The following is a 25,818-nucleotide window of genomic DNA, read 5'->3' on the forward strand; positions in this document are numbered from 1 at the left end:
TGCCCCTTCGAACCGTCTGCGTGCCTACAGGCCGTACTTCTCCCGGGCCTCCTTGACCGCCGCGGCCTTCACCTCGCCGCGCTTGGCGAGCTGGGCCAGGGCCGCGACGACGATCGACTCCGCGTCCACGCCGAAGTGACGGCGGGCCGCGTCACGGGTGTCGGAGAGGCCGAAGCCGTCGGCGCCCAGGGAGGACCAGTCCTGCTCCACCCACTGCGCGATCTGGTCGGGGACCTGGCGCATGTAGTCGGAGACGGCCAGCACCGGGCCCTCGGCGCCCTGCAGCGCCTGGCGTACGTACGGCACGCGCTCCTCGCCGCGCAGCAGGGCCGCGTCGGCCTCCAGTGCGTCACGGCGCAGCTCCGTCCAGGAGGTGGCCGACCAGACGTCGGCCGCCACGCCCCAGTCCGCCGCGAGCAGCGCCTGCGCCTTCAGCGCCCAGTGGATCGCCGTACCGGAGCCCAGCAGCTGGATGCGCGGCGCGTTGGCCGGCACCGTCGCCCCCGCCGACTCCGCCGTGTTGAAGCGGTAGAGGCCCTTGACGATGCCGTCGTCGACGCCGGCAGCCTGCGGCTTGGCCGGCTGCGGCAGCGGCTCGTTGTAGACGGTGAGGTAGTAGAAGACGTTCTGGTCCTCGCCCTCGGCCGCCTCGCCGTACATGCGGCGCAGGCCCTCCTTGACGATGACCGCGATCTCGTACGCGAACGCCGGGTCGTACGTCAGCGCCGCCGGGTTGGTCGCCGCGATGACGGGGGAGTGGCCGTCGGCGTGCTGCAGGCCCTCGCCGGTCAGCGTCGTGCGGCCGGCCGTCGCGCCGACGAGGAAGCCGCGGCCGAGCTGGTCGCCGAGCTGCCACATCTGGTCGGCCGTGCGCTGCCAGCCGAACATCGAGTAGAAGATGTAGAAGGGGATCATCGCCTCGCCGTGCGTGGCGTACGCGGTGGACGCGGCGATGAAGTCGGCCATCGAACCGGCCTCGGTGATCCCCTCGTTGAGGATCTGGCCGTTCTTGGCCTCCTTGTAGTACATCAGCTGGTCGCGGTCGACCGGCTCGTACGTCTGGCCCTTGGGCGAGTAGATGCCGAGGGAGGGGAACAGGCTCTCCATGCCGAAGGTGCGCGCCTCGTCGGGGACGATCGGCACCCAGCGCCTGCCGGTCTCCTTGTCCCGGACCAGGTCCTTGACCAGACGGACGAAGGCCATGGTGGTGGCCACGTTCTGCGAGCCGGAGCCCTTGTCGAAGGCGGCGAACGCCTTGTCGGCGGGCGCGGGCAGCGGCGCGACCGGGTGCACGCGGCGGGCCGGGGCCGGGCCGCCGAGGGCCGCGCGGCGCTCCTGGAGATAGCGGACCTCGGGCGAGTCGGCGCCCGGGTGGCCGTAGGGCACCACGCCGTCGGTGAAGTCACTGTCCTTGATCGGCAGACCGAGCAGGTCGCGCATCGCCTTGAACTCGTCCACCGTCAGCTTCTTCATCTGGTGGTTGGCGTTCTTCGACGCGAAGCCCTCGCCGAGGGTGTGGCCCTTGACCGTCTGGGCCAGGATCACGGTCGGCGCGCCCTTGTGCTCGACGGCGGCCTTGTACGCGGCGTAGACCTTGCCGGCCTCGTGGCCGCCGCGCGAGAGGTGGAAGCACTCGAGGATCTTGTCGTCGCTCAGCAGCTTCGCCATCTCGACGAGCGCCGGGTCCTTGCCGAAGAAGTCCTGGCGGATGTAGGCGGCGTCGCGGGTCTGGTACGTCTGCACCTGCGCGTCCGGCACCTCGCGCAGCCGGCGGACCAGCGCGCCCGTGGTGTCCAGGGCGAACAGCTCGTCCCAGGCGGAGCCCCACAGCGTCTTGATCACGTTCCAGCCGGCGCCGCGGAACTGGGCCTCCAGCTCCTGCACGATCTTGAAGTTGGCGCGGACCGGGCCGTCGAGGCGCTGCAGGTTGCAGTTGATGACGAAGGTGAGGTTGTCCAGCTCCTCCCGCGCGGCGAGCGCGAGAGCCGCCGTCGACTCGGGCTCGTCCATCTCGCCGTCGCCGAGGAACGCCCACACGTGCGAGGCGGAGACGTCCTTGATGCCGCGGCTGGTCAGGTAGCGGTTGAAGCGCGCCTGGTAGATGGCGGAGAGCGGGCCGAGGCCCATCGACACCGTCGGGAACTCCCACAGCCAGGGCAGCCGGCGCGGGTGCGGGTACGACGGCAGGCCGTTGCCGCCTGCCTCCTGGCGGAAGTTGTCCAGGTGCGCTTCGGTCAGACGGCCGTCCAGGAAGGCGCGGGCGTAGATGCCGGGGGAGGCGTGGCCCTGGATGTAGAGCTGGTCGCCCGAGCCGTCGCCCTCCTTGCCCTTGAAGAAGTGGTTGAAGCCGGTCTCGTACAGCCAGGCCGCGGAGGCGAAGGTGGCGATGTGGCCGCCGACGCCGTGCTTCGACCCCCGGGTCACCATCGCGGCCGCGTTCCAGCGGTTCCAGGCGGTGATCCGGGCCTCCATCTCCGGGTCGCCGGGCAGGGCCGGCTCGGCGGAGGTGGGGATGGTGTTGACGTAGTCGGTCTCGAGGAGCTTCGGCAGCGCGATGCCGCCCGCCTCGGCGCGCTCCAGCGTGCGGCGCATCAGGTATGCGGCGCGGTGCGGCCCGGCCTCCCTGGCGACGGCGTCCAGGGAGGCCTGCCACTCGGCGGTCTCCTCCGGATCGCGGTCCGGGAGCTGGTCGAGCGCGCTCGGCTGGATGGCGTTGGGGTCGGTCATGTCGCCGCCTTCCTCAGTCGAAGGGGGTTCCCTCATCGGTAAGGGTTCGGGGGTGCCCTTGGTCTTTGGCAGGACAGGGCTGCGGATCTCGGTAGAGGTCCGTCGGCGACTGTAACTCCCTGATCGATGATCGATCAAAGGGTTGAGGCGCAAAACTTCTCGATTACGAGAAAGTCGGCACGCGGTGCCTTCGGCAATGGCACCGGGTGACGCGTCCGAGGGGAGTCTTCGCAGGTGAGCGTGGGTCTGCTCTACTGACTCAAGGGCGCGGAGCGCAGCCCAGCACGTGTGCCTTCACCAGCTCCGCGATCCGCGGGTCTCGGCGCTTGAAGGCCTGCACCAGCTCCTCGTGCTCCTCCGCGTACGACTGCTGGACCGTGCCCAGCCAGCGGATGGACAGGGCCGTGAAGACCTCGATGCCGAGGCCCTCCCAGGTGTGCAGGAGCACGGAGTTGTCGGCCGCGCGGACCAGTTCCCGGTGGAAGCCGACCGTGTGCCGGACCTGGCCCGTGCCGTCGGCGTTGCGGTCGGCCTCGTACAGGGCGAGCACGTGCGGCTCCAGGGCCGAGAAGTCGGCGGCGAGGCGGTCGGCGGCCAGCTCGGCCGCGATGGCCTCCAGGCCGGCCCGCACCGGGTAGCTCTCCTCCAGATCGGCCGCGGTCAGGTTCCGTACCCGGACGCCCTTGTTCGGGGCCGACTCGATCAGGCGCAGCGACTCCAGCTCGCGCAGCGCTTCCCTGACCGGGGTCTGGCTGACCTCCAGCTCGGTGGCGATCCGCCGCTCCACGATCCGCTCGCCCGGCTGCCAGCGCCCGCTGACGATTCCCTCCACGATGTGCTCGCGGATCTGTTCGCGCAGCGAGTGGACGACGGGCGCGGTCATTGAGGGCTCCTTCGGGAGGGGCTGACGTTTAGACAATACGGCGGGTTCGCTCCGCGGGTAGGGCGCGTGGGGGCGCTTTTGCGCAGGTGAGACGAGGCTTACACGCTACGTGTGCCGACAAACACGAACACCCCGCCCGGAAACGCTCCGGACGGGGTGCCGTACTGCCTGACCGGCGATGACAGGCCCAGCTCTGCACCGTTGGGGTCCTCGACCCGTCAGAGACCGAGCTCGACCTCGAACTCGCCGGCCTCCAGGATCGCCTTGACCGCCGTCAGGTAGCGGGCCGCGTCGGCGCCGTCGACCAGGCGGTGGTCGTAGGAGAGGGTCAGGTAGGTCATGTCGCGGACGCCGATGACCGTGCCCTCCTCGGTCTCGATGACGGCCGGACGCTTGACCGTGGCACCGATGCCGAGGATCGCGACCTGGCCCGGCGGCACGATGATCGTGTCGAACAGCGCGCCGCGCGACCCGGTGTTGGAGATGGTGAAGGTCGCGCCGGACAGCTCGTCCGGGGTGATCTTGTTGGCCCGGACCTTGCCGGCCAGGTCGGCCGTGGCCTTGGCGATGCCCGCGATGTTGAGGTCACCGGCGTTCTTGATGACCGGGGTCATCAGGCCCTTCTCGGAGTCCACCGCGATACCGATGTTCTCGGTGTCGAAGTAGGTGATGGTCCCCTCGGCCTCGTTGATCTTGGCGTTGATGACCGGGTGGGCCTTCAGCGCCTGCGCGGCGGCCTTGACGAAGAACGGCATCGGGGAGAGCTTGACGCCCTCGCGGGCCGCGAAGGAGTCCTTCGCCCGGCCGCGCAGCTTCATCAGGCGGGTCACGTCGACCTCGACCACCGAGGACAGCTGCGCCTGCTCGTGCAGCGCCTTGACCATGTTGTCGCCGATGACCTTGCGGATGCGCGGCATCTTGACGGTCTGGCCCCGCAGCGGGGAGACCTCGAGCGCCGGGGCCTTCCGGGCGGCGGCCGGAGCGGCAGCGGCGGGAGCCGGAGCGGCGGCGGCCTTGGCCGCCTCGGCGGCGGCGATGACGTCCTGCTTGCGGATGCGGCCGCCGACGCCGGTGCCCTTGACGGTGGACAGGTCGACGCCGTTCTCGGCGGCGAGCTTGCGCACCAGCGGGGTGACGTACGCGCCCTCGTCGGTCGCCTGGATGGCGGTCGGCGAGGTGGGCGCGGACGCCGGGGTGACCGGAGCCGGGGCCGGGGCGGGCGCCGGGGCGGCCGGGACCGGCTCGGGAGCCGGGGTGGTCACCTGCTGCGGAGCCGGGGCCGTCGGCGCCTGCGGGGCCGGGGCGGGAGCCGCCGGAGCCGCGGGGGCGGCCGGGGCCGGGGCAGCGGCGGCGGGCGCCGGAGCCGGGGCGGCCGGAGCCGGAGCGGCGGCCGGGGCGGCACCCGGGGCGCCGATGACGGCGAGCTTGGCGCCGACCTCGGCGGTCTCGTCCTCGTTCACCACGATCTCGAGCAGCACGCCGGAGGCGGGCGCCGGGATCTCGGTGTCGACCTTGTCCGTGGAGACCTCGAGCAGCGGCTCGTCGGCCTCGACGGAGTCGCCGACCGACTTCAGCCAGCGGGTGACGGTGCCTTCGGTGACGGATTCACCGAGCGCGGGCAGGACCACGTCCGTGCCCTGGGCGCCGGAGGCACCGGCGGTGGCCTCGGCGGTCGGCGCCGGGGCGGGGGCGGCCTGCTCGGTCGAGGGGGCGGCCGGGGCGGGCTCGGCGGCCGGAGCCGGAGCCGGGGCCTCGGCGGCGGCGGGGGCCGGGGCGGCCGCGGGGGCGCCGGAGCCGTCGTCGATGACGGCCAGCTCGGCGCCGACCTCGACGGTCTCGTCCTCGGCGACCTTGATGGAGGCAAGGACGCCGGCGGCGGGCGAGGGGATCTCGGTGTCGACCTTGTCGGTCGACACCTCCAGCAGCGGCTCGTCGGCCTCGACGCGCTCGCCCTCGGCCTTCAGCCAGCGGGTGACAGTGCCCTCGGTGACGCTCTCGCCGAGCGCCGGAAGGGTTACGGAAACCGCCATGGTTTCGGTTGCTCCTAACGAATTACGGAAGTCTGTGTCGTCGCGCCCGTGGACCGAAGGCTCAGTCGTGGGAGTGCAGCGGCTTGCCGGCGAGCGCCAGGTGCGCCTCGCCCATCGCCTCGTTCTGCGTCGGGTGGGCGTGGATGAGCTGGGCGACCTCGGCCGGCAGCGCCTCCCAGTTGTAGATCAGCTGGGCCTCGCCGACCTGCTCACCCATGCGGTCGCCGACCATGTGGACGCCGACCACGGCACCGTCCTTGACCTGGACGAGCTTGATCTCGCCCGAGGTGTTCAGGATCTTGCTCCTGCCGTTGCCCGCCAGGTTGTACTTCAGAGCGACGACCTTGTCCGCGCCGTAGATCTCCTTGGCCTTGGCCTCGGTGATGCCGACGGAGGCGACCTCCGGGTGGCAGTAGGTCACCCGCGGGACACCGTCGTAGTCGATCGGAACGACCTTCAGACCGGCCAGACGCTCCGCCACCAGGATGCCCTCGGCGAAGCCGACGTGCGCGAGCTGGAGCGTCGGGACGAGGTCACCGACGGCGGAGATGGTCGGGACGTTGGTGCGCATGTACTCGTCGACGAGGACGTAGCCGCGGTCCATGGCGACCCCGGCCTCCTCGTAGCCCAGGCCCTGGGAGACCGGGCCGCGGCCGACGGCGACGAGCAGGACCTCGGCCTCGAACTCCTTGCCGTCGGCGAGGGTGACCTTGACGCCGTCCTGGGTGTACTCGGCCTTCTGGAAGAAGGTGCCCAGGTTGAACTTGATGCCGCGCTTGCGGAACGCGCGCTCGAGAAGCTTGGAGGAGTTCTCGTCCTCGACCGGCACGAGGTGCTTCAGGCCCTCGATGACGGTGACGTCCGAGCCGAAGGACTTCCACGCCGAGGCGAACTCGACACCGATGACGCCGCCGCCGAGGATGATCGCGGACTGCGGCACGCGGTCCAGGACGAGGGCGTGGTCGGAGGAGATGATGCGGTTGCCGTCGATCTCCAGGCCCGGCAGCGACTTCGGCACGGAGCCGGTCGCCAGCAGGACGTGGCGCCCCTGGATCCGCCGGCCGTTCACGTCGACGGAGGTGGGGGAGGACAGCCGGCCCTCACCCTCGATGTACGTCACCTTCCGGGACGCGATGAGACCCTGCAGACCCTTGTACAGGCCGGAGATGACGCCGTCCTTGTACTTGTGGACGGCTGCGACGTCGATGCCCTCGAAGGTGGCCTTGACGCCGAACTGCTCGCTCTCGCGGGCCTGGTCGGCGATCTCGCCCGCGTGCAGCAGGGCCTTGGTGGGGATGCAACCCCGGTGCAGGCAGGTGCCGCCGACCTTGTCCTTCTCGATCAGGGCGACGTCCAGGCCCAGCTGCGCCCCGCGCAGGGCCGCGGCGTAACCACCGCTACCACCGCCGAGGATCACTAGGTCGAAAACGGTGCTGGCGTCGTTCGCCACGTCACGTCCTCCATGCATGTGCGCCTAACGCCGGTCTCCAGTGACCGGCGGGCGGCTGGTGTCCGGCCGCTTGATGCTTCGGCCCTTCGGTGGGGGCCCTGTCCTGCCGGGCTCCATCTTTGCACTTGTCGGAGGAGATCGAGACGCCGGGCCGGTGTGTGAGACGTCCCACGTTCACGTGAGAACGGGGGTGCGCCGGCCGAGGGGCGCGGGGAACTGCGCGAACGACCCCACGCCCCTGCAGCCGCCGTGCTACGGCACGGACCGAGCACTCGGGCGCACGTCAGCCCAGGTCACCGGAGGCGGTCAGCTCCGCCAGGCGGACCAGCGTGCGCACGGCCGACCCCGTGCCCCCCTTCGGCGTGTACCCGAAAGGACCCCCTTCGTTGAATGCCGGGCCGGCGATGTCCAGGTGCGCCCAGGTGATGCCCTCGCCGACGAACTCCCGCAGGAACAGACCGGCGACCAGCCCGCCGCCCATCCGCTCACCCATGTTGGCGATGTCGGCGACGGAGGAGTCCATCCCCTTGCGCAGGTGCTCCGGCAGCGGCATCGGCCAGGCCGGCTCGCCGACCTCCTCCGCCGCCTCGTGCACCGCGGAGCGGAACGCCTCGTCGTTGGCCATGATGCCGAACGTCCGGCTGCCCAGCGCCAGCATCATCGCGCCGGTCAGCGTGGCGACGTCCACGATCGCGTCCGGCTTCTCCAGCGAGGCCGCCCACAGCGCGTCGGCGAGCACCAGCCGCCCCTCCGCGTCGGTGTTGAGCACCTCCACGGTCTTGCCGCTGTACATGCGCAGCACGTCACCCGGGCGCACGGCCGAGCCGGACGGCATGTTCTCGGCGAGGGCCAGCCAGCCGGTGACGTTGACCTGCAGGCCCAGCCGGGCGGCGGCGACGACGGCGGCGAACACGGCGGCGGCACCGCTCATGTCGCACTTCATCGTCTCGTTGTGGCCGGCCGGCTTCAGGGAGATGCCGCCCGAGTCGTAGGTGATGCCCTTGCCGACGAGCGCGAGGTGCTTGTCGGCCTTGGCGTGCGTGTACGACAGCTTGACCAGGCGCGGGGTGGCCGCGGAGCCGCTGCCGACGCCCAGGATGCCGCCGTAGCCGCCCTTGACGAGGGCCTTGTCGTCGAGCACCTGCACCTTGATGCCGTGCTCCTTGGCCGCGGTCTGCGCGATGGCCGCGAACGCCTGCGGGGTGAGGTCGTTCGGCGGGGTGTTGATCAGGTCGCGGGCGCGGTTGAGCTCCTCGCTGACGGCGACGGCGCGGGCGAGGGCGGCCTTGTGGGCGGCGTCGCGCGGCTTGCCGCCGAGCAGCGCGGCCTCGGCCAGCGGCGCCTTGCCGTTCTTCGCCCTGCCGTTCTTGGCGGAGCCGTTGCCGGACTCCTTGTAGGTGTCGAAGGAGTAGGCGCCGAGCAGCACGCCCTCGCCGATCGCGCCGACAGCGCCGGGGCCGTCGACGGGCAGGGCGAACGCGGCCTTGCGGCACCCGGCGAGGGCCCGGGCGGCCACGCCGGCGGCCTTGCGCAGCGCCTCGGCGTCGTACCCGGCGTCGGCGTCCTTCCCGTCCGGCTCGGCGCCCAGGCCCACCGCCACCACGAGCGGCGCCTTGAACCCGGCCGGTGCGGGCAGCTTCGTCAGCTCGCCCTCGGCACCCGAGGCGCCGAGGGTCTCCAGGACGCCGGCGAGCCTGCCGTCGTACGCCTTGTCCACGGCTTCGGCGCCCGGGGCGACAACGGGGCCCTTGGCACCCTTGGCGACACCGATCACGATCGCGTCGGCCCGCAGGCCGGGCGTCGCGGCGGTGCTGAGAGTCAGAGCAGTCACGGTGGTGAAATCTCGCTTCCGATGTGAAGTTGCTGTGGCCGATGAGGGGTGGGTCGACCGGGCCCGAGAGCCGACCCTAGGTCCACGCCTGGGCGTAGGTGGCACCGGGGCCTTCACCCTGTCGGCGAACACCCGGGACGAGACTACGCGCGTACGCCCGTTCGCTCATGCCCGCGGGCGATGCTTCGTGGCTGCCGTGCCGCTTTTCCGGTACGGGCGTTCACTCCTGGGGCGCCCCGCCCCACGGCGCGGGCTCCGGCCGGCGCAGTGCCGGCTCGACCGAGGTGCCGGCCAGCCGGTCGGCGAGGGAGCGGCGGCCGGGGAGGAGGACGGGCAGCGCGTTGACGACGAACAGCAGCACCGCGCCCGCCCACACCAGTACCGACAGCAGGAACTCGCCCTCGAGCAGCAGAACGCAGGCCAGTGCGTACACGGCGACGTCGGCGACGGTGGTGACGGCGGCCCGGCGCAGGGCGCGGCGGGACAGGCGCGGGCCGACCCGCAGGCCGAGCAGCCCCTTGCCGAGGGTCCTGCCCAGCAGCGCGAGCGTCGCCCACTGATAGAGGAACGTGGCGACGACCAGCGCGCCGAAGGCCTCCTCCACGCACAGCACCGCCTCGTCCCACAGCGACAGACCGAGCGTCTCCGAGGCGTCGACGACGTCACCGCGCGAGGTCAGCAGGTCGAAGCCGCTGCGGGTGGCGAGGTCCGGCACGTCGGTGACGAGCGCGGTGATGCGGTGGAAGGTGAGGCCGGCGAGCAGCCAGGCCGCCACGACCACCAGGGCGAAGTCGATGAACCAGGCCACGGCACGGCGCAGCGTCAGCACGGAAGATCCCCCCGATCAACCCGTCCGTCCGGGTACGGGCGCAGAGCCTAGCGGCCGCACGACAGGACGAGGAGGGCGGTCGTGGCGGCCGTCTCCGCGAGGGCGCCGAAGACGTCCCCGGTGATGCCGCCGAGGCGGCGGGTGCAGCGGCGCAGCAGGACTTCGGCGCCGGCGAGGGAGAGCAGCACCGCTGCCGCCGCGCGCCCGGCCCCGTACGGGCCGAGGGAGGCCCCCAGCGCCGCGGCCACGGCCGTGCAGGCGCCGGCGACCGTGACCGCTCGCGGCAGCGGCACCACGCCGGCGACCGCCGCGCCCAGCCCCTCCGGCCGGGCGGCCGGCACCCCGGAGCGCGCGGCCAGTGTGAGCGCGAGGCGGGCCGCGACCGCCGAGATCACCGCCGCCGCGGCGCCCCGCGTCCAGGAGTCGCCGTAGCACCGCGCCAGCGCGGCGACCTGGGCCAGCAGCACCAGGACGAGGGTGAGCACCCCGAACGGCCCGATGTCCGACTGCTTCATGATCCGCAGGGCGTCCTCGGCCGGCTTCCCGCTGCCCAGCCCGTCGGCGGTGTCCGCGAGCCCGTCCAGGTGCAGGCCCCGGGTGAGCGCGGCCGGGACGGCGGCCGAGCCGACGGCGGCGAGCAGCGAGCCGGAGCCCAGGCCGAGGAGCGCCGTCCCGAGCGCCGCCGCGCAGCCGCCGACGACCAGCCCGACCAGCGGCGCGCTCAGCATGCCCCCGCGCGCCGCCTCCCGGTCCCAGCGGCGCACCCGGACGGGCAGCACGGAGAGCGTGCCGAAGGCGAAGCGGAGGCCGTCGAGAGGCTGGGTCATGAGCACCGGCGCAGGTTACCGGTCGGTCGGAGACGGGGGACGGGCGGCCGGAAATCGAGCCCTCCGACGCCGAAAGCGAGGCGACTTTTCCGGGTAATGTGCGCACATGGGGCACTGGTGGGTGCGGAACATCGTGGAGCCGGGCAAGCTCCCGCTGCTGCTGGCCCTCACCGCCTTCGTGGTGACCTTCCTGGTCACCCGGGTCATCACCCGGCTGATCCGGGCCGGCAAGGGACCGTTCGGGAACGTCAAGGCGGGCGGGCTGCACATCCACCACGTGGTCCCCGGCGTCCTCCTCACCGTCATGGGCGGCTTCGGCGCCGTGGCCAGCGACCGGCACGGCGCGGGCGGGGCCGTCGCCGCCGTCCTCTTCGGCGTGGGCGCCGGTCTCGTCCTGGACGAGTTCGCGCTGATCCTGCACCTGGACGACGTCTACTGGAGCGAGGAGGGCCGCAAGAGCGTCGAGGTCGTGGTGCTCACCGCCGCCCTGGTCGGCCTGCTGCTGGCCGGATTCGCGCCCTTCGGCGTCAACGACCTCTCCCAGCAGGAGCTGCAGGACCGCGGCAGCGTCATCAGCACCATCGCCGTGAACTTCCTCTTCTCCCTCGTCGCCCTCGGCAAGGGCAAGGCCCGCCTCGCGATCCTCGGGGCGGTCGTCCCCCTGGTCGCGCTGGTAGGCGCCGTCCGGCTGGCCCGCCCCGGCTCGCCCTGGGCACGCCGCTTCTACGGCCGCCGGCCCCGCGCCCGCGCCAAGTCCGTGCTGCGCGCCTACCGCCACGACCGCCGCTGGGCCGGGCCGCAGCGCGCCGTTCAGGACTGGATCGGCGGCAGGCCCGACTCGCGCCCGGTCCGGGTGAGCGGGCGCCACTGACCGAGCGGCTGCCGCTGCCGCACCGCCGTGAGCAGGCACAGCGTCCCCACGGCCATCAGCGCGGCCAGGTGCTCCTTGCCCGCCAGGTTCTCCTTGAGCAGCACCTCCGCCACCATGGCCGCGGTCACCGCGCCCGCGGTGACGTACGCGCCGTAGCGCCACGCCACGAACACCGCGAGGCCGACCACGGCCGCCGACGGGCCGGTGTCCACCACCTGCGCGTCGGTCCAGGGCAGGCCGAACGGGGCGTGCGGGCCGAGCGCGATGCCGAGGCGGGCGTACAGGGTTCCGGCGAGGGTTGCGACGTAGGCGATGGTGAGCGTCCGCCACCAGCCCAGGCAGACCTCCGCGATCCCGAACACGCACAGGATCTGCACCAGCGCGCCCCACACCGGCAGGTCCAGCGCCGGGACGAACAGCGACAGGGGCGTGCGCAGCAGGGCCAGCCACAGCGGGTCCTCCGCCCGTACGGCGCCCACGTCCTGCACGAACCGGTAGCCCCACGGCTGGTTCTGCACGAACTGCAGCAGCGCCGTCAGGCACACCGCCCCCACGGCCATCGGAACCGCCCGCAGGCGCCGCCCCAGCAGGGGCTCGCGCGCCGTCACGTACAGCAGCCCCCACTCCGCACGGACCCAGCGGGCGAGCGTTCCCATCAAGCCGACCTCGAGCCTTCCTCATCGACGCGTCCCCAAGTGCCGCCGATGCACCCACCCGGGCACCCCGGTGCAACGGGGCCTGTCGCCGGATTCCCGCCTGCCCCGCCCGCCGGGCGGACGACGGGAATCCGACGACAGGCCCCCCAGAAACCCCTCCGCCCGCGCCGACGCGAGGCCGATGCGGAGCAGGTCCGCGCTCTTCTCGAAGAGCAGGAACCGGGGCTCCCAGATGGGCCGGTACTTGGCGTTGGCGCGGTACAGCGACTCGATCTGCCACCAGCGGGAGAAGAAGCTGAGCAGCGACCGCCACAGCCTCAGCACCGGCCCGGCACCGAGGCGCGCCCCACGTTCGAAGACCGATCGGAACATCGCGAAGTTGAGTGACACCTGAGTGATCCCGATCTCTCCGGCCCGCCGCAGCAGCTCCAGCACCATGAACTCCACCAGACCGTTCTCGGCGTCCCGGTCCCGGCGCATGAGGTCCAGCGACAGCCCGTGCGGCCCCCACGGCACGAAGGACAGCAGGGCCCGCAGCCGGCCCTCCGCGTCCGTGCACTCCAGCATCACGCACTGCCCGTCCGCCGGGTCCCCGAGCCGCCCGAGCGCCATGCTGAACCCGCGCTCGGTGGCCCCGTCCCGCCAGTCGTCCGCGCGCTGGACCAGGTACGCCATCTCGTCCGCCGGGATGTCCGCGTGCCGCCGGATCCGCACCCGGTACCCGGCCCGCCGCACCCGGTTGCAGGCCTGCCGGACGGTCCGCATCGCCCGCCCCTCCAGGGTGAACTCGGCGACGTCCACGACCGCCTCGTCCCCGAGCTCCAGCGCGTCCAGACCGTGCCGGGCGTAGACCGTCCCGGCCTCCTCGCTCGCTCCCATCACCGCCGGGATCCAGCCGTGCGCCCGCGCCTGGGCCAGCCACGGCGCGATCGCCCCGGGCCACGCCTCGGGATCCCCGAGGGGGTCACCGGAGGCCAGGCTGACCCCGCCGACCACCCGGTAGGCGACCGCCGCCTTGCCGGTCTGCGACCACACCACGCTCTTCTCCCGGCGCAGCGCGAAGTAGCCGAGCGAGTCCCGCTCGCCGTGCCGCTGCAGCAGCGCCCGCAGCCGCTTCTCGTCGTCCTCGGTGAGCGGGTCGACGGCGCGCCGGGAGCGGAAGGCGGCGTAGAGGACGGCGAGGACGAGGACCGTGCTGAGCACGTTGATGGCGACGTTCGCCCAGTTGGGCGGGTCCAGCCCGGGGAAGCGGGACTCCTCGGCGGCCACCGACACCAGCCGCAAAGTGCCGTAGTGCCAGCGCTCCGGGAATGTCGAACGGGCCGCGTCCGGCGCCTGGTTGGTGACCGTCACCAGCAGCGCGGCCAGCAGCGAGGCGAGCAGCCCGCCGCCCACGGCCACGGTCGCCGCGAGCCGCGGGTTGGACCGGTCGCCCTTGGCGTAGAACTCCCGGCGGCCGGCCAGCAGCGCGCCGACGAACGCGGCCGTCAGCCCCAGGGAGATCCAGTTCTGCGCGTACCGCCGGATCTCCGGGAACGCCATGGCGAACGCGAACAGGGCCAGGAACGAGCCGCTCAGCACCAGGTTGAGGATCCACGCGGCCCGCTTGCGCCGCCGCATCGTGATCGCCAGGAACGCGGTGAACACGCCGGAGGCGAAGCCGGCGGTCAGCAGGTAGGGCGTGAAGAGGTTCTCCTGGTTGTGCCGGCGCACGTCCTGGCCCAGCGACACCCAGACGGCACTCAGGAAGTTGACGAAGGCGACGGCCCGCAGATACCAGACGGCGAGGGCGGCGGCCCGCCCGGAGACCCCGGCGGACCGCCGCCCCGGCTCGGCTCGCGCTTCAACGGCAATTCGGGCATCTCCCATGGGGGAGGATCATATGGGGGCCGCCCCGGCGAACTATTCTTTTCCGGCCGTTGGTCGCCTTCGGCTCCGCCGCGGCGGAGCCGGCCTACCGCAGCTCCTCCGAGGCCTTCTCCTGCGGCTCCTCCGTGGCGTCCCGCTCCTTCTCGTCCGCGCTCCCCGGCTTCTCGGGGAGTTCGGCGGCGAGGGCGGCGGCGGCCCGTACGAGGGGCACCGCCAGCAGGGCGCCCAGGCCCTCGCCGACCTTCACGCCCTGTTCCAGCAGCGGCTGCAGGGCCATCCGGTCCAGCGCCTTGGCCTGCCCCGGCTCCCCGCTGTCGTGCCCGGCCAGCCACCAGTCCGGCGCCCGGAACGCCACCCGCTGGGCGACCAGTGCGCACGCGGCGGCCACGACCCCGTCGAGGATCACCGGCATCTTCCGCACCGCGCACTGCAGCAGGAACCCGGTCATCGCCGCGAGGTCCGCCCCGCCCACCGTCGCGAGCAGCTGCACCTGGTCGCCGAGCACCGGCCGCGCCCGCCGCAGCGCGTCCCGGATCGCCGCGCACTTGCGCATCCACGCCAGGTCGTCGATCGGGAGCCCGCCCCGCCCGGTCACCACGGACGCGTCGGTCCCGCACAACGCGGCGACCAGCACCGCCGCCGCCGTCGTCCCGCCGACGCTGACATCGCCGAGCACCACCAGGTCCGTCCCCGAGTCGGCCTCCTCGTCGGCGACCGCGACCCCGGCCCGGAAGGCCGTCTCGGCCTCCTCCGTGGTGAGCGCGTCCTCGACGTCGATACGGCCGCTGCCGCGCCGCACCCGGTGCCGTACGACCTCCTCGGGGAACACCTCCGGCGGGCAGTCCAGAGCCATGTCCACCACGCGCACCGGCACCTCGAGCCGGCGTGCGAGCACCGCCACCGGGCTGCCGCCCTCCAGAACCGCCCGCACCAACTGCTCGGCACCACCGGCCGGCCGCGCGGAGACGCCGCGTTCGGCGATGCCGTGGTCACCGGCGAAGAGGATCACCCGCGGCCGCTCCACCGGCCGCACCGGTACGGCACCCTGCGCGGCGGCCAGCCACTCGCCCAGCTCGTCCAGGCGCCCGAGCGACCCGGGCGGCACGGTCCGGCGCTCGCGGCGGGCCTCGGCGTCACGGCGTACGCCCCCGTCCGGGCGCTCGATCAGATCCGTGAAGTCGTCCAGATTAAGGCTGCTCATTCGCCGAACAGTACCGGCAGCGAACGCACGTTTCCGCGCCACACCGCCACCCCGCCGCCGCGACGTCGTTGCACCCAAGATCGGTATCCCCTACGTTCCGGTTTGCAGCGGAATGTCGCCCAGGGAGCCGTCATGCAGCCCTCGCCCCCCACCCCGCAGGCCAGCAGACCGTCCGACCCCTTCCAGGAACCGCGCCGCGCGGACTGCCCCTGGTGCGGCTCCCCACGGCTGCGGACCCGGATGCGCGGGCCCGACCCGCTGCGGCACCGGCCGGGTGTCTTCGCCCTCGACGAGTGCCGCGACTGCGCCCACACCTTCCAGAACCCCCGGCTCACCGCCGAGGGACACGCCTTCTACCACCGGGACTTCTACGAGCGGCACCTGGAGGAGTTCACCGGGCGCGTCCTGTCCGACCGCGCGGTCCGCCGGCGGCACCGCGCCACCGCCCACAAGCTGTCGCGGCTGCCCGACCCGGAGAGCTGGCTGGACGTGGGCACGGGGCACGCCCGCTTTCCCGAGGCGGCCAAGGAGTTCTTCCCCTACACCAGCTTCGACGGCCTGGACCCGACGGCACGGGTGGAACAGGCCCTGCTGGAGGGGCGGGTCGAGGAGGCCCACCGCGGCTACCTGAGCACCCCGGGGACGGCGGCCCGGCTGCGCCTGCGCTACGACGTGGTCAGCATGTTCCACCACCTGGAACACGCGCCCGACCCGCGCGTGGAACTGCGGGCGGCGCTCACCGTGCTGCGGCCGGGCGGCCACCTGATCGTCGAAGTCAGCGACCCGCGCTGCCTGTTCGCCGCCCTGCTGCGCAGATGGTGGCTGCCGCACGGCCAGCCCCGCCACCTCCACCTGATGCCCCTGGCCAACCTGCGCGCGGAACTCCAGGCGCAGGGCTGCACGATCCTCGTCACCGACCGCCGGGCCGCCCACATCCCCTACGACCTGACAGCGGCGCTCTCCCTGACGGTGGCCACCCACCCCGTCCTCAGAGCAACGGTCACCCCCCTGCTGGCCCTCACCTCGCTCCTGGACCACACGCTGGCCCCGCTGGCCCGCCACAGCCGCCTCGCCAACGCCTACCGGCTGGTGGCCCGCAAGGACACCGACACCGGCGCGACGTGACCCCGCCGAGCGACGGCACGGGACGCCTCACCCCCGCAGCACCACCGCCTGCCCCGCCACCACGAGCAGCACCTGCTCGCACTCCGCCCCGAACGCCGCGTTCAGCCGCCCGAGTTCATCCCGGTACCGGCGCCCGGAGGCCGTGGCCGGGACGATCCCCGAGCCCACCTCGTTGGACACCGCCACCACGGTCCGCCGGGCGCACCGCACCGCTCCCGCCAACTCCCGCACCCGCTCCCGCAGCGCCTTCTCCCCGCCGTCCGCCCACTCCGCGTCGTCCCACGCCCCCACCGCGTCCATGACGTCCGTCAGCCACAGCGAGAGACAGTCGATCAGCAGCGGCGGCCCCTCCTGAGCGAGCAGCGGCACCAGGTCGGTCGTCTCCGCCGTACGCCACGACCCCGGCCGCCGCTCCCGGTGCGCGGACACCCGCGCGGCCCACTCGGTGTCCCCGCCCCGCGTCCCGCCGGTCGCGACGTACAGCACGTCCGGGAACGACTCCAGCCGCCGCTCGGCCTCCACCGACTTCCCCGAGCGCGCCCCGCCCAGCACCAGCGTCCGCCGCGGCACGTCCGGCACCTCCTCGTACGCCCCCACCACCAGCGTCGTACCGTCCGGCACGGCCCGCGCCCCGGCCGCCGCGAGCCGCCGCCGCACCTCCGCGCCCTGGGGCACGTCATGGTCGAGGTGGACGGCCACCAGGTCCGTGGTCGGCCCGACCGAGCCCACCGCCCGCAGCCGGGCCAGCGCGTCCGGCCGCCCCACGACATCGGCGAGGACCATCTGGTACGACTCCGCCGTCGCCTCCTCAAGGCCCGCCGGCGCACCGCCCGGCGGCAGGTACAGCAGCCGCTGCCCGTCCGGCCCGGTCACCGCGTACCCGGTGCCGCCCGCGTCCATCGCCACGGCCCGCACCCGATGCCCCGTCAGCAGCGCCAACTCCCGCCCGTCCGGCACCCGAGCGGGCTGCGGCAACCCGGCCGGCACCTCCACCGGGGGCCCGTCGTGCGGATGCGACAGCAGCACCTGCCGTACGCCGGCCAGCGAATGCCCCGACCGCGCGGCGGCGAACGCCGCGCCCGGCGTCAGGTCGAGCAGCAGCGCCCCGTCGACCAGCACCGCCGTGGCGGCCCGCGCGTCCGGCCCCAGGGCGGTCGCGCAGACCGCGCACGGGCAGTCGGGGCGGGGCAGTCCCGCGGGGGCACCGGTACCGAGCAGAGTGACGTCCACGCACCGATTTTCACCTGTCGCAGCGGCTCTTGCGCTTCCGGCTAGGCTGCGAGCAGGAGCCGGACCAAGATCCGGCTCCCGCTCTGCATGTGCTCACACAGGGAGGCCCACATGACGGCATGGACGTGGCGGTTCGAGAAGGCCGACGGGACGGAGGTCCAGCCCGCCGTGCAGCCGGAGGAGTTCACCACGCAGGGGGATGCCGAGTCCTGGATCGGTGAGCACTGGAAGGCGCTGCTGGACGGCGGCGCGGACCAGGTGCGGCTGTTCGAGGAGAACAGCGAGATCTACGGCCCGATGAGCCTGCACGCCGACGCGCCGTAGCCCGGCCCGGGGGTGAGGAGGGACTCCCGGCTCGGCCTCCCTCCTCACTGCTCGCCCAGGGTGACCTCCACCGTCTTCTCGGCGCCGCCCCGCTGGAAGGTCACCGACGTGCGCTGCCCGGGTTTGTCGCCGGCGAGGGCCTCGGAGAGCGCCGTCGTCGTGGTGACCGGGGTGTCACCCAGCTCGGTGATGACGTCGCCCGCCTGCAGTCCCGCCCGGTCGGCGGCCCCGCCCTTCCTGACGGTGACCACGGCGACCCCGGCCGGCTGGTAGTTCTCGTCCACGACCGTCCGGGCGGTGATGCCGAGCGCGGCCCGCCCGGAGTCGACGACCTTGCCCTTCTCGACGATCTGCCCGGCGACCGTCTTCACCATCGACGCCGGGATGGCGAACCCGATGCCGGGCGCCGCGCTGCCGCCGAGGTCGGGGTCGGTCGCGGCGAGCGTCGGGATGCCGATGACCTTCCCGTCGAGGTCGACCAGGGCGCCGCCGCTGTTGCCGGGGTTGATGGCGGCCGAGGTCTGCACCATGTTGGCGATGGTCGCGCCCGTGCCGCCGCCCGAGCTGCCCTCGCTGACGGTCCGTCCGGTCGCCGAGACGATGCCCTGGGTGACGCTGGACGACAGGCCGAGCGGCGAGCCCATGGCCAGCACGATCTGGCCCACCTCCACCTTCTCGGAGTCGCCGAACACCGCCGCCTTCAGCCCGGCCGGCACCTTGTCCAGCTTGATCACCGCGAGGTCCTGCTCGGGGTAGGAGTACACCAGGCGCGCGGCGAGGGGCTCCTCGTTGTGGGCGGTGGTCACCTTGAACGTCTTCTCCGAGCCGACCACGTGCGCGTTGGTGACGATGTGCCCCCGGTCGTCGTACACCACCCCGGAGCCCAGCGCGTGGCTCGCCTGGATCTGCACCACCGACGGCAGGACCGCCCCGATCACCTTCTGGAACTGGCTCTGCAGGTCCTGGGCGGCCGGCGGCACCGCCGCCCGGCTGGCCGGCGCGTCCTGCTTCCCCGGTGACGCGGTGCCCGTGCAGGCGGCGAGGAGCAGGGCGGCACACATCAGGGCCGGAACGGAGGCGACCCTCCGAGGGGCACGGCTACGGGAAGCGACCATGCCCCGAGTGTTCCTTCGGTGCCCGGCCCTGAGCCCCCCGGTTGCGCCGAACGGCCCACGCTCCCGCACCGGACGGACGCGACGCCGAAGGGATGCGGGCCGCACCCGGGTGAGCGCGGCCTCAGCCCCGCACCCCGCACAGGTGCAGCAGCGCGGCGACCCCCCGGTAGGGGTCGGTCCGGCCGGCGCGCTCCTCCACGGCCAGCAGCGTCTGCAGGTCGGCCGGTAGGGCGGCGTCGTCGGGCGCCGTGTCGGTGAAGACGCGGACGCCGTACCAGGCGTGCAGGGGAGCGGCGATGCCCGCGAGGGTGGCGGTGAGGGCCGACAGGCGGTCGGCACGGACGTCCAGACCGAGGCGGTTGCGGTACGCGGTCGTGTCGAAGGAGGCCAGCGCGCCCGCCCAGTCCCCGGACAGGCCCGGCCGCATGGCCAGCGCGTCGCCATTGCGGACGAGGAGGGAGAGCAGCCCGCCCGGTGCCAGCATCCGGGCCAGCCCGGCGACCAGCGGGTCGGGCTCCTCGACGTACATCAGGACGCCGTGGCACAGCACCACGTCGAAGCTGCCCGGCAGGAAGTGCACGCCGGTGTCCCGTCCGTCCCCCTGCACCAGCCGGACCCGCTCGCGGATGCCCTCCGGCTCACCGGCCAGCGCCTCGCGCGCGGCGGCGATCATCGTCGCGTCCTGCTCGACCCCGGTCACCTGGTGCCCGAGCCGGGCCAGCCGCAGCGCCTGCGTGCCCTGGCCCATCCCGACGTCGAGCACCCGCAGCCGCTGCCCGACCGGGAACCGCCCGGCTATCTGCTCGTCGAGCTGCCGGGCCACCAGCTCCTGCCGTACGACATCGCGCAGATGGCCCAGCCTGCTGAGCCACGCGTCGGCCGCACCCCCGGTGAAAGCGTCTGCGCTCAGGGCCGCTCTCCGCGCTTGACCTGCGGCTTCGGCAGCCGCAGCCGGCGGATCTGCAGGGAGCGCATCAGGGCGTAGGCGACCGCGCCGCGCGTGTTCTGGCCCGCGAAGCGCTCCTTCAGGAGCTTCCTCAGCCGGAACCCGCTGACGGCCGCGTCCAGCACGATCAGCACGATGACGACCAGCCACAGCAGCAGCGCGATGTTCTGCACCGCCGGCACCCGCACCACGCTCAGCACGAGGATCACCACGGCCAGCGGCAGGAAGAACTCCGCCACGTTGAACCGTGAGTCCACCCAGTCGCGGGCGAACCGGCGGACCGGGCCCTTGTCCCGGGCGGGCAGATAGCGCTCGTCGCCGCCGGCCAGCGCCTGGCGCTGCCGCTCCAGCGCCTGCCGGCGCTCCTCGCGCTGACGCTTCGCGGCGTCCTTGCGATTGGTCGGGGTGCGGGCGACGCTGCGGCGCTGGGACTGGGCCTCACTGCGCTTGGGCGTGGGCCTGCCCTTGGGGGCCTGCGGGTCACGGGGCTGCTTGGAGTCGGTCACCACCGCCTTGGCGGCGGGGGCCTTCTCTTCCTTGGCACGGCTACGGAACACAAAACCCAAGGGTACGGGCTGCACCGGCATGGACCCCAGCCGCCCGGGGAACGATCCGGCAACACCGGACGTCTGTAGCAGGACAGAGCGGACGTTCCGGTGCGGGAACCCGGGGCCCCGGCGGGGGCGCTGGTGGGGGGACCACCTACTCCCTGCGCCGGAGCGGCTCCGTCCGCAGTCGTCCTCGGGGATGAGCGCATCACGCCCCGAACAGTGCGGTAATGGAGTCAGGGCCCGTACTGTGGGTTCTGTCGCAGGATCGGTGAGCTGGAGTCCGTCAGAAGGGGGCGCGCGAAGCCCATGAGCGGTGTCATGAAGCGTATGGGGATGATCTTCCGCGCGAAGGCGAACAAGGCCCTTGACCGGGCCGAGGACCCGCGCGAGACCCTCGATTACTCGTACCAGAAGCAGCTCGAGCTGCTGCAGAAGGTGCGCCGCGGCGTCGCCGACGTCGCCACCTCCCGCAAGCGCCTGGAGCTGCAGCTCAACCAGCTGCAGCAGCAGTCCGGCAAGCTCGAGGACCAGGGCCGCAAGGCGCTCGCGCTGGGCCGCGAGGACCTCGCCCGCGAGGCGCTGTCCCGCCGCGCCGCCCTCCAGCAGCAGGTGACGGACCTCGAGACGCAGCACGCCACCCTCCAGGGCGAAGAGGAGAAGCTCACCCTGGCGGCCCAGCGGCTGCAGGCCAAGGTGGACGCGTTCCGCACCAAGAAGGAGACCATCAAGGCCACCTACACCGCCGCCCAGGCCCAGACCCGGATCGGCGAGGCCTTCTCCGGCATCTCCGAGGAGATGGGCGACGTCGGCCTGGCCATCCAGCGCGCCGAGGACAAGACGCAGCAGATGCAGGCCCGGGCCGGCGCGATCGACGAACTCCTCGCCTCCGGCGCCCTGGACGACCCCACCGGCATGGCCAAGGACGACATCGCGGCCGAGCTGGACCGGCTCTCCGGTGGTAGTGATGTAGAGCTGGAACTGCAGCGGATGAAGGCCGAGCTGGCCGGCGGCCAGCCCCAGCAGGCCCTCGAGGGCGGCAGCAACGGCCAGGCGCAGTCCCAGCAGCCGCAGGACACCCCGCGTTTCGACAAGCAGTAGTGCGCGCCGGGGCCCGAGCCGAGGAGACGGACGTGATCGTACGGATCATGGGGGAGGGCCAGGTGCAGCTGGCCGACTCCCACTTCCCCGAGCTGAACAAGCTCGACGACGAGCTCCTGCGGGAGATGGAGGGCGGCGACGAGGCGGGCTTCCGCCACACCCTCGCCGCCCTCCTCGACGCGGTCCGCACCCTCGGCACCCCGCTGCCGGACGACGCCCTGGAACCGTCGGAACTGATCCTGCCGTCCCCCGACGCCACGCTGGACGAGGTCCGGGAGATGCTCAGCGACGACGGGCTGATCCCGGGCTGATCAGGCCGTCCGCGTGGAAGCGGCGCCGAGGCGACGGGGTCCGGGGCCGCGGCACCGTGCGGGTCTGGGGGCGCCGCCCCCGGCGCCGTAGTGTGCACCCGTGAGCACTCTCGAACGCGCCCGGTGCAGCCTGAAGGCCCACCCCCTCGCACTGGACGCGGCCCTCGCCGCGGGCGTCCTGATCTGCATGATCGCCGGCTCCTTCGTCACCCCCCACGGGGCGAACGGCGTCACCTGGAGCCTGCGCACCCCCGCCGCCCTGAGCCTGCTGCTGATGCTGCTCGCCGCGGTGGCCCTCGTCTTCCGCCGTCGCGCCCCGAAGACGGTCCTCGCCGTCACCGGCATCCTCTCCGTGCTCGAGAGCGTCACCGGCAATCCGCGCGCCCCCGTGGCGATGTCCGCCGTGATCGCCCTCTACACCGTCGCCTCCACCACCGACCGGCCCACCACCTGGCGGGTCGGCCTGCTCACCATGACCGTGCTGACGGCCGCCGCCATGCTCGGCGGCCCCCTGCCCTGGTACGCCCAGGAGAACCTCGGCGTGCTCGCCTGGACCGGCATCGGCGCCACGGCCGGGGACGCCGTCCGCAGCCGCCGCGCCGTCGTGCAGGCCATCCGCGAGCGCGCCGAACGCGCCGAGCGCACCCGGGAGGAGGAGGCCCGCCGCCGGGTCGCCGAGGAGCGGCTGCGCATCGCCCGCGATCTGCACGACGTCGTCGCCCATCACATCGCCCTGGTCAACGTGCAGGCCGGGGTCGCCGCCCATGTCATGGACAAGCGGCCCGACCAGGCCAAGGAGGCCCTCGCCCACGTCCGCGAGGCCAGCCGCTCGGCACTGAACGAGCTGCGGGCCACGGTCGGTCTGCTGCGTCAGTCCGGCGACCCCGAGGCCCCCACCGAACCGGCACCCGGCCTGGACCGCCTGGAGGACCTCGCCGGCACCTTCCGCAGCGCCGGGCTCCCGGTCGAGGTGGCCCGCGCCGACCAGGGCACCGAACTGCCGGCCGCCGTCGACCTCGCCGCCTACCGGATCATCCAGGAGGCGCTGACCAACGTGCGCAAGCACGCGGGCGCCGCCGCCCGGGCCGAGGTCAGCGTCGTACGCGTCGGACCGCACATCGAGGTCACCGTCCTCGACGACGGCCCGGAGACCGCCGCAGCCGGTGAGCCCGAGGACGGCGGCGGGCACGGACTGCTCGGCATGCGCGAGCGGGTCACCGCCGTCGGCGGCACCCTGACCACCGGCCCCCGCTACGGCGGCGGCTTCCGCGTCCATGCGATCCTGCCCGTCACGACCCGTACCACGGCCCCGGGGGAGCCCGTATGACGATCCGTGTCCTGCTCGCCGACGACCAGGCACTGCTGCGCAGCGCGTTCCGGGTACTGGTCGACTCCGAGCCCGACATGGAGGTGGTGGGGGAGGCCTCGGACGGCGCCGAGGCGGTCCGGCTGGCCAAGGAGCGCGGCGCCGACGTGGTCCTCATGGACATCCGGATGCCCGGCACCGACGGCCTCGCCGCCACCCGGCTGATCAGCGCCGACCCCGCCCTCGCCCAGGTCCGCGTGGTCATACTGACCACCTTCGAGGTGGACGACTACGTGGTGCAGTCCCTGCGCGCCGGCGCCTCCGGCTTCCTCGGCAAGGGCAGTGAGCCCGAGGAGCTGCTGAGCGCCATCCGGGTCGCCGCCGGTGGCGAGGCCCTGCTGTCCCCGGCCGCCACCAAGGGCCTGATCGCCCGGTTCCTCGCCCAGAGCGACGACGAGGGCCGCGACCCCGCGCGTGCGGAGCGGCTCGGCACGCTCACCGGCAGGGAGCGGGAGGTGCTGGTGCAGGTCGCCGGCGGGCACTCCAACGACGAGATCGCCGAACGCCTCGAGGTCAGCCCGCTCACGGTGAAGACGCACGTCAACCGGGCCATGGCCAAGCTCGGCGCCCGGGACCGGGCCCAGCTCGTCGTGATGGCCTACGAGTCCGGGCTGGTACGTCCGAGGTCGGAGTGACTGCACGGCCAGGGGACGGGTCTCGCCCGAGACCCGGCCCCTTCGCGCGTGTTACGGCAGCGCCAGCATCCGCTCCAGCGCCAGCTTGGCGAACGCCTCCGTCTCCTTGTCGACCTCGATCCGGTTGACCAGGTTGCCCTCGGCCAGGGACTCCAGGGCCCAGACCAGGTGGGGCAGGTCGATGCGGTTCATGGTCGAGCAGAAGCAGACCGTCCTGTCGAGGAAGACGATCTCCTTGCCCTCGGGCGCGAAACGGTTCGCCAGCCGGCGCACCAGGTTCAGCTCGGTGCCGATGGCCCACTTGGACCCGGCCGGGGCCGCCTCCAGGGCCTTGATGATGTACTCGGTCGAGCCGACGTGGTCCGCGGCGGCCACGACCTCGTGCCTGCACTCGGGGTGCACCAGCACGTTCACGCCCGGGATCCGCTCCCGGACGTCGTTCACCGACTCCAGGCTGAAGCGGCCGTGCACCGAGCAGTGGCCGCGCCACAGGATCATCTTCGCGGCGCGCAGCTCCTGTGCCGTCAGCCCGCCGTTCGGCTTGTGCGGGTTGTAGACCACGCAGTCGTCCAGCGACATGCCCATGTCCCGTACGGCGGTGTTGCGGCCGAGGTGCTGGTCGGGCAGGAACAGCACCTTCTCGCCCTGCTGGAACGCCCACTCCAGCGCCCGCTTGGCATTGGAGGAGGTGCAGATCGTGCCGCCGTGCTTGCCGGTGAAGGCCTTGATGTCGGCGGAGGAGTTCATGTACGAGACCGGCACCACCTGCTCGGCCACGCCGGCCTCGGTCAGCACGTCCCAGCACTCGGCGACCTGCTCGGCCGTCGCCATGTCGGCCATGGAGCAGCCGGCGGCGAGGTCGGGCAGGACGACCTTCTGGTCGTCGGAGGTGAGGATGTCCGCCGACTCGGCCATGAAGTGCACACCGCAGAAGACGATGTACTCGGCCTCCGGGCGCGCGGCCGCGTCCCGGGCCAGCTTGAAGGAGTCGCCCGTGACGTCGGCGAACTGGATGACCTCGTCGCGCTGGTAGTGGTGGCCGAGCACGAAGACCTTGTCGCCGAGCCTTTCCTTGGCCGCGCGGGCACGCTCGACCAGATCGGGGTCGGACGGCGAGGGCAGGTCGCCGGGACACTCGACACCCCGCTCGCTCTTCGGGTCGGCCTCACGGCCGAGCAGCAGCAGGGCGAGCGGAGACGGCTGTACGTCGAGCTCCGGGGTCTGGGCGGTGGTCACGACACGCACCCTTTCTACTTTTCGTCTAACTGACGCTATCTATCATAACCGCTTCACGTCACTTTGACGATGGGCATAGCGTCCATGTGACGTGAATCCCGTCCGGGTCCCTCCAGAGGGCGCTGTCCGCGTCTTCGGGCATGTGCGAGCATGAAGAAGGAAGAAGTAGGAAGTAAGAACGCGACCACGCGAATGCCCGGCCCGGAATGAATCCGCGGAAGCGCCGGTTGCACTCGTCGGCAAGCAGTCTCCGTACAACCCGGGAGAGATGTAGATGTCCGTATCGGACGAGACCACCACCGTCACCGACGGCATCATCCTGACCGACGCCGCCGCGTCCAAGGTCAAGGCCCTGCTCGACCAGGAAGGCCGCGACGACCTCGCCCTTCGCGTCGCCGTCCAGCCCGGCGGCTGCTCCGGCCTGCGCTACCAGCTCTTCTTCGACGAGCGCTCGCTCGACGGTGACGTGGAGAAGGACTTCGGCGGGGTGAAGGTCGTCACCGACCGTATGAGCGCTCCGTACCTGGGCGGCGCCACCATCGACTTCGTGGACACGATCGAGAAGCAGGGCTTCACGATCGACAACCCGAACGCGACGGGCTCCTGCGCCTGCGGCGACTCCTTCAGCTGAGCCGCGGTTCGACGACAAAGGCGGCGGTGCCCTGCCAGGGCCCGCCGCCTTTCGCGTCCTCGATGTCCCGCGGAGC

The 25,818-nt window shown here is 72.7% G+C and carries 23 protein-coding genes; 8 read left to right on the forward strand and 15 right to left on the reverse strand.

Translation table 11 applies throughout. The features are described 5' to 3' along the window. Positions 1-24: 24 nt before the first annotated feature. From aceE to ACZ404_RS31265, 7 genes are all read right to left on the reverse strand, one after another. Positions 25-2,727: a pyruvate dehydrogenase (acetyl-transferring), homodimeric type gene (gene aceE, locus ACZ404_RS31235; RefSeq protein WP_468445707.1), complete on the reverse strand. Its 2,703-nt coding sequence runs from the start codon at positions 2,725-2,727 to the stop codon at positions 25-27. Between the two features lie 259 nt (positions 2,728-2,986). After that, positions 2,987-3,610 (reverse strand): GntR family transcriptional regulator, encoded by a 624-nt coding sequence (locus tag ACZ404_RS31240; protein WP_468445709.1) that lies wholly within the window; start codon positions 3,608-3,610, stop codon positions 2,987-2,989. Positions 3,611-3,828: 218 nt separating this feature from the next. Continuing rightward, positions 3,829-5,640 (reverse strand): 2-oxoglutarate dehydrogenase, E2 component, dihydrolipoamide succinyltransferase, encoded by a 1,812-nt coding sequence (gene sucB / locus ACZ404_RS31245; RefSeq protein WP_468445711.1) that lies wholly within the window; start codon positions 5,638-5,640, stop codon positions 3,829-3,831. Between the two features lie 61 nt (positions 5,641-5,701). Next, on the reverse strand, positions 5,702-7,090 hold the full coding sequence (gene lpdA / locus ACZ404_RS31250) for a dihydrolipoyl dehydrogenase (protein WP_468445713.1): 1,389 nt from the start codon (positions 7,088-7,090) through the stop codon (positions 5,702-5,704). A 283-nt stretch (positions 7,091-7,373) separates the two neighbouring features. Then, the gene (locus ACZ404_RS31255; RefSeq protein WP_468445715.1) at positions 7,374-8,921 is read right to left on the reverse strand and encodes a leucyl aminopeptidase; all 1,548 of its coding nucleotides are present in this window, start codon (positions 8,919-8,921) and stop codon (positions 7,374-7,376) included. Between the two features lie 220 nt (positions 8,922-9,141). Then, on the reverse strand, positions 9,142-9,750 hold the full coding sequence (locus tag ACZ404_RS31260) for an RDD family protein (protein ID WP_468445717.1): 609 nt from the start codon (positions 9,748-9,750) through the stop codon (positions 9,142-9,144). 47 nt (positions 9,751-9,797) lie between these two features. After that, positions 9,798-10,577, reverse strand: coding sequence for an adenosylcobinamide-GDP ribazoletransferase (locus ACZ404_RS31265; RefSeq protein WP_468445771.1), 780 nt, complete (start codon positions 10,575-10,577; stop codon positions 9,798-9,800). Between the two features lie 106 nt (positions 10,578-10,683). Here ACZ404_RS31265 and ACZ404_RS31270 point away from each other — a divergent pair, with 106 nt between their 5' ends. Further along, entirely contained in the window at positions 10,684-11,448 is a 765-nt protein-coding gene (locus ACZ404_RS31270; RefSeq protein ID WP_468445719.1) for a hypothetical protein, read from the forward strand. Here ACZ404_RS31270 and ACZ404_RS31275 read toward each other — a convergent pair. From ACZ404_RS31275 to cobT, 3 genes are all read right to left on the reverse strand, one after another. Next, positions 11,388-12,104, reverse strand: coding sequence for a hypothetical protein (locus tag ACZ404_RS31275; RefSeq protein ID WP_468445721.1), 717 nt, complete (start codon positions 12,102-12,104; stop codon positions 11,388-11,390). The genes ACZ404_RS31270 and ACZ404_RS31275 overlap by 61 nt on opposite strands. A gap of 21 nt (positions 12,105-12,125) precedes the next feature. Then, positions 12,126-13,973, reverse strand: a complete 1,848-nt coding sequence (locus tag ACZ404_RS31280) for a phosphatidylglycerol lysyltransferase domain-containing protein (RefSeq protein ID WP_468445723.1) — start codon at positions 13,971-13,973, stop codon at positions 12,126-12,128. An 85-nt stretch (positions 13,974-14,058) separates the two neighbouring features. Continuing rightward, positions 14,059-15,174 (reverse strand): nicotinate-nucleotide--dimethylbenzimidazole phosphoribosyltransferase, encoded by a 1,116-nt coding sequence (gene cobT / locus ACZ404_RS31285; protein WP_468445725.1) that lies wholly within the window; start codon positions 15,172-15,174, stop codon positions 14,059-14,061. 132 nt (positions 15,175-15,306) lie between these two features. Here cobT and ACZ404_RS31290 point away from each other — a divergent pair, with 132 nt between their 5' ends. After that, positions 15,307-16,299, forward strand: coding sequence for a class I SAM-dependent methyltransferase (locus tag ACZ404_RS31290; protein ID WP_468445727.1), 993 nt, complete (start codon positions 15,307-15,309; stop codon positions 16,297-16,299). A gap of 27 nt (positions 16,300-16,326) precedes the next feature. On the opposite strand, the gene ACZ404_RS31295 is transcribed toward ACZ404_RS31290, so the two are convergent. After that, positions 16,327-17,529 carry a bifunctional adenosylcobinamide kinase/adenosylcobinamide-phosphate guanylyltransferase gene (locus ACZ404_RS31295; RefSeq protein WP_468445729.1) on the reverse strand — a complete coding sequence of 401 codons (1,203 nt, stop codon included), beginning with the start codon at positions 17,527-17,529 and terminating at the stop codon, positions 16,327-16,329. 111 nt (positions 17,530-17,640) lie between these two features. Here ACZ404_RS31295 and ACZ404_RS31300 point away from each other — a divergent pair, with 111 nt between their 5' ends. Beyond that, positions 17,641-17,853, forward strand: coding sequence for a hypothetical protein (locus tag ACZ404_RS31300; protein WP_468445731.1), 213 nt, complete (start codon positions 17,641-17,643; stop codon positions 17,851-17,853). 44 nt (positions 17,854-17,897) lie between these two features. Here ACZ404_RS31300 and ACZ404_RS31305 read toward each other — a convergent pair whose 3' ends face one another. From ACZ404_RS31305 to ACZ404_RS31315, 3 genes are all read right to left on the reverse strand, one after another. Continuing rightward, entirely contained in the window at positions 17,898-18,968 is a 1,071-nt protein-coding gene (locus ACZ404_RS31305) for a S1C family serine protease (protein WP_468445733.1), read from the reverse strand. A gap of 121 nt (positions 18,969-19,089) precedes the next feature. Then, complete coding sequence (locus ACZ404_RS31310; RefSeq protein ID WP_468445735.1) at positions 19,090-19,791, reverse strand: class I SAM-dependent methyltransferase; 702 nt, start codon at positions 19,789-19,791, stop codon at positions 19,090-19,092. An 83-nt stretch (positions 19,792-19,874) separates the two neighbouring features. Then, positions 19,875-20,501: a DUF3043 domain-containing protein gene (locus ACZ404_RS31315; protein WP_468445737.1), complete on the reverse strand. Its 627-nt coding sequence runs from the start codon at positions 20,499-20,501 to the stop codon at positions 19,875-19,877. Positions 20,502-20,771: 270 nt separating this feature from the next. Between ACZ404_RS31315 and ACZ404_RS31320 the strand changes: the two genes are divergently transcribed. From ACZ404_RS31320 to ACZ404_RS31335, 4 genes are all read left to right on the forward strand, one after another. Beyond that, complete coding sequence (locus ACZ404_RS31320) at positions 20,772-21,563, forward strand: PspA/IM30 family protein (RefSeq protein ID WP_468445739.1); 792 nt, start codon at positions 20,772-20,774, stop codon at positions 21,561-21,563. A 32-nt stretch (positions 21,564-21,595) separates the two neighbouring features. Then, the gene (pspAA, locus tag ACZ404_RS31325; protein ID WP_468445741.1) at positions 21,596-21,874 is read left to right on the forward strand and encodes a PspA-associated protein PspAA; all 279 of its coding nucleotides are present in this window, start codon (positions 21,596-21,598) and stop codon (positions 21,872-21,874) included. Positions 21,875-21,974: 100 nt separating this feature from the next. Further along, positions 21,975-23,201 (forward strand): sensor histidine kinase, encoded by a 1,227-nt coding sequence (locus ACZ404_RS31330; RefSeq protein WP_468445743.1) that lies wholly within the window; start codon positions 21,975-21,977, stop codon positions 23,199-23,201. Continuing rightward, a complete protein-coding gene (locus tag ACZ404_RS31335; RefSeq protein WP_468445745.1) occupies positions 23,198-23,875 on the forward strand; it encodes a response regulator in 678 nt (225 codons plus the stop codon). Before ACZ404_RS31330 ends, ACZ404_RS31335 begins: the two co-directional genes overlap by 4 nt. A 51-nt stretch (positions 23,876-23,926) precedes the next feature. Here ACZ404_RS31335 and nadA read toward each other — a convergent pair whose 3' ends face one another. Continuing rightward, positions 23,927-25,111 (reverse strand): quinolinate synthase NadA, encoded by a 1,185-nt coding sequence (nadA, locus tag ACZ404_RS31340; RefSeq protein ID WP_468445747.1) that lies wholly within the window; start codon positions 25,109-25,111, stop codon positions 23,927-23,929. Positions 25,112-25,385: 274 nt separating this feature from the next. Here nadA and ACZ404_RS31345 point away from each other — a divergent pair, with 274 nt between their 5' ends. After that, positions 25,386-25,742, forward strand: coding sequence for a HesB/IscA family protein (locus tag ACZ404_RS31345; RefSeq protein ID WP_006135694.1), 357 nt, complete (start codon positions 25,386-25,388; stop codon positions 25,740-25,742). Positions 25,743-25,818: the final 76 nt, after the last annotated feature.

The organism is Streptomyces sp. NPDC030798 (assembly GCF_055572275.1).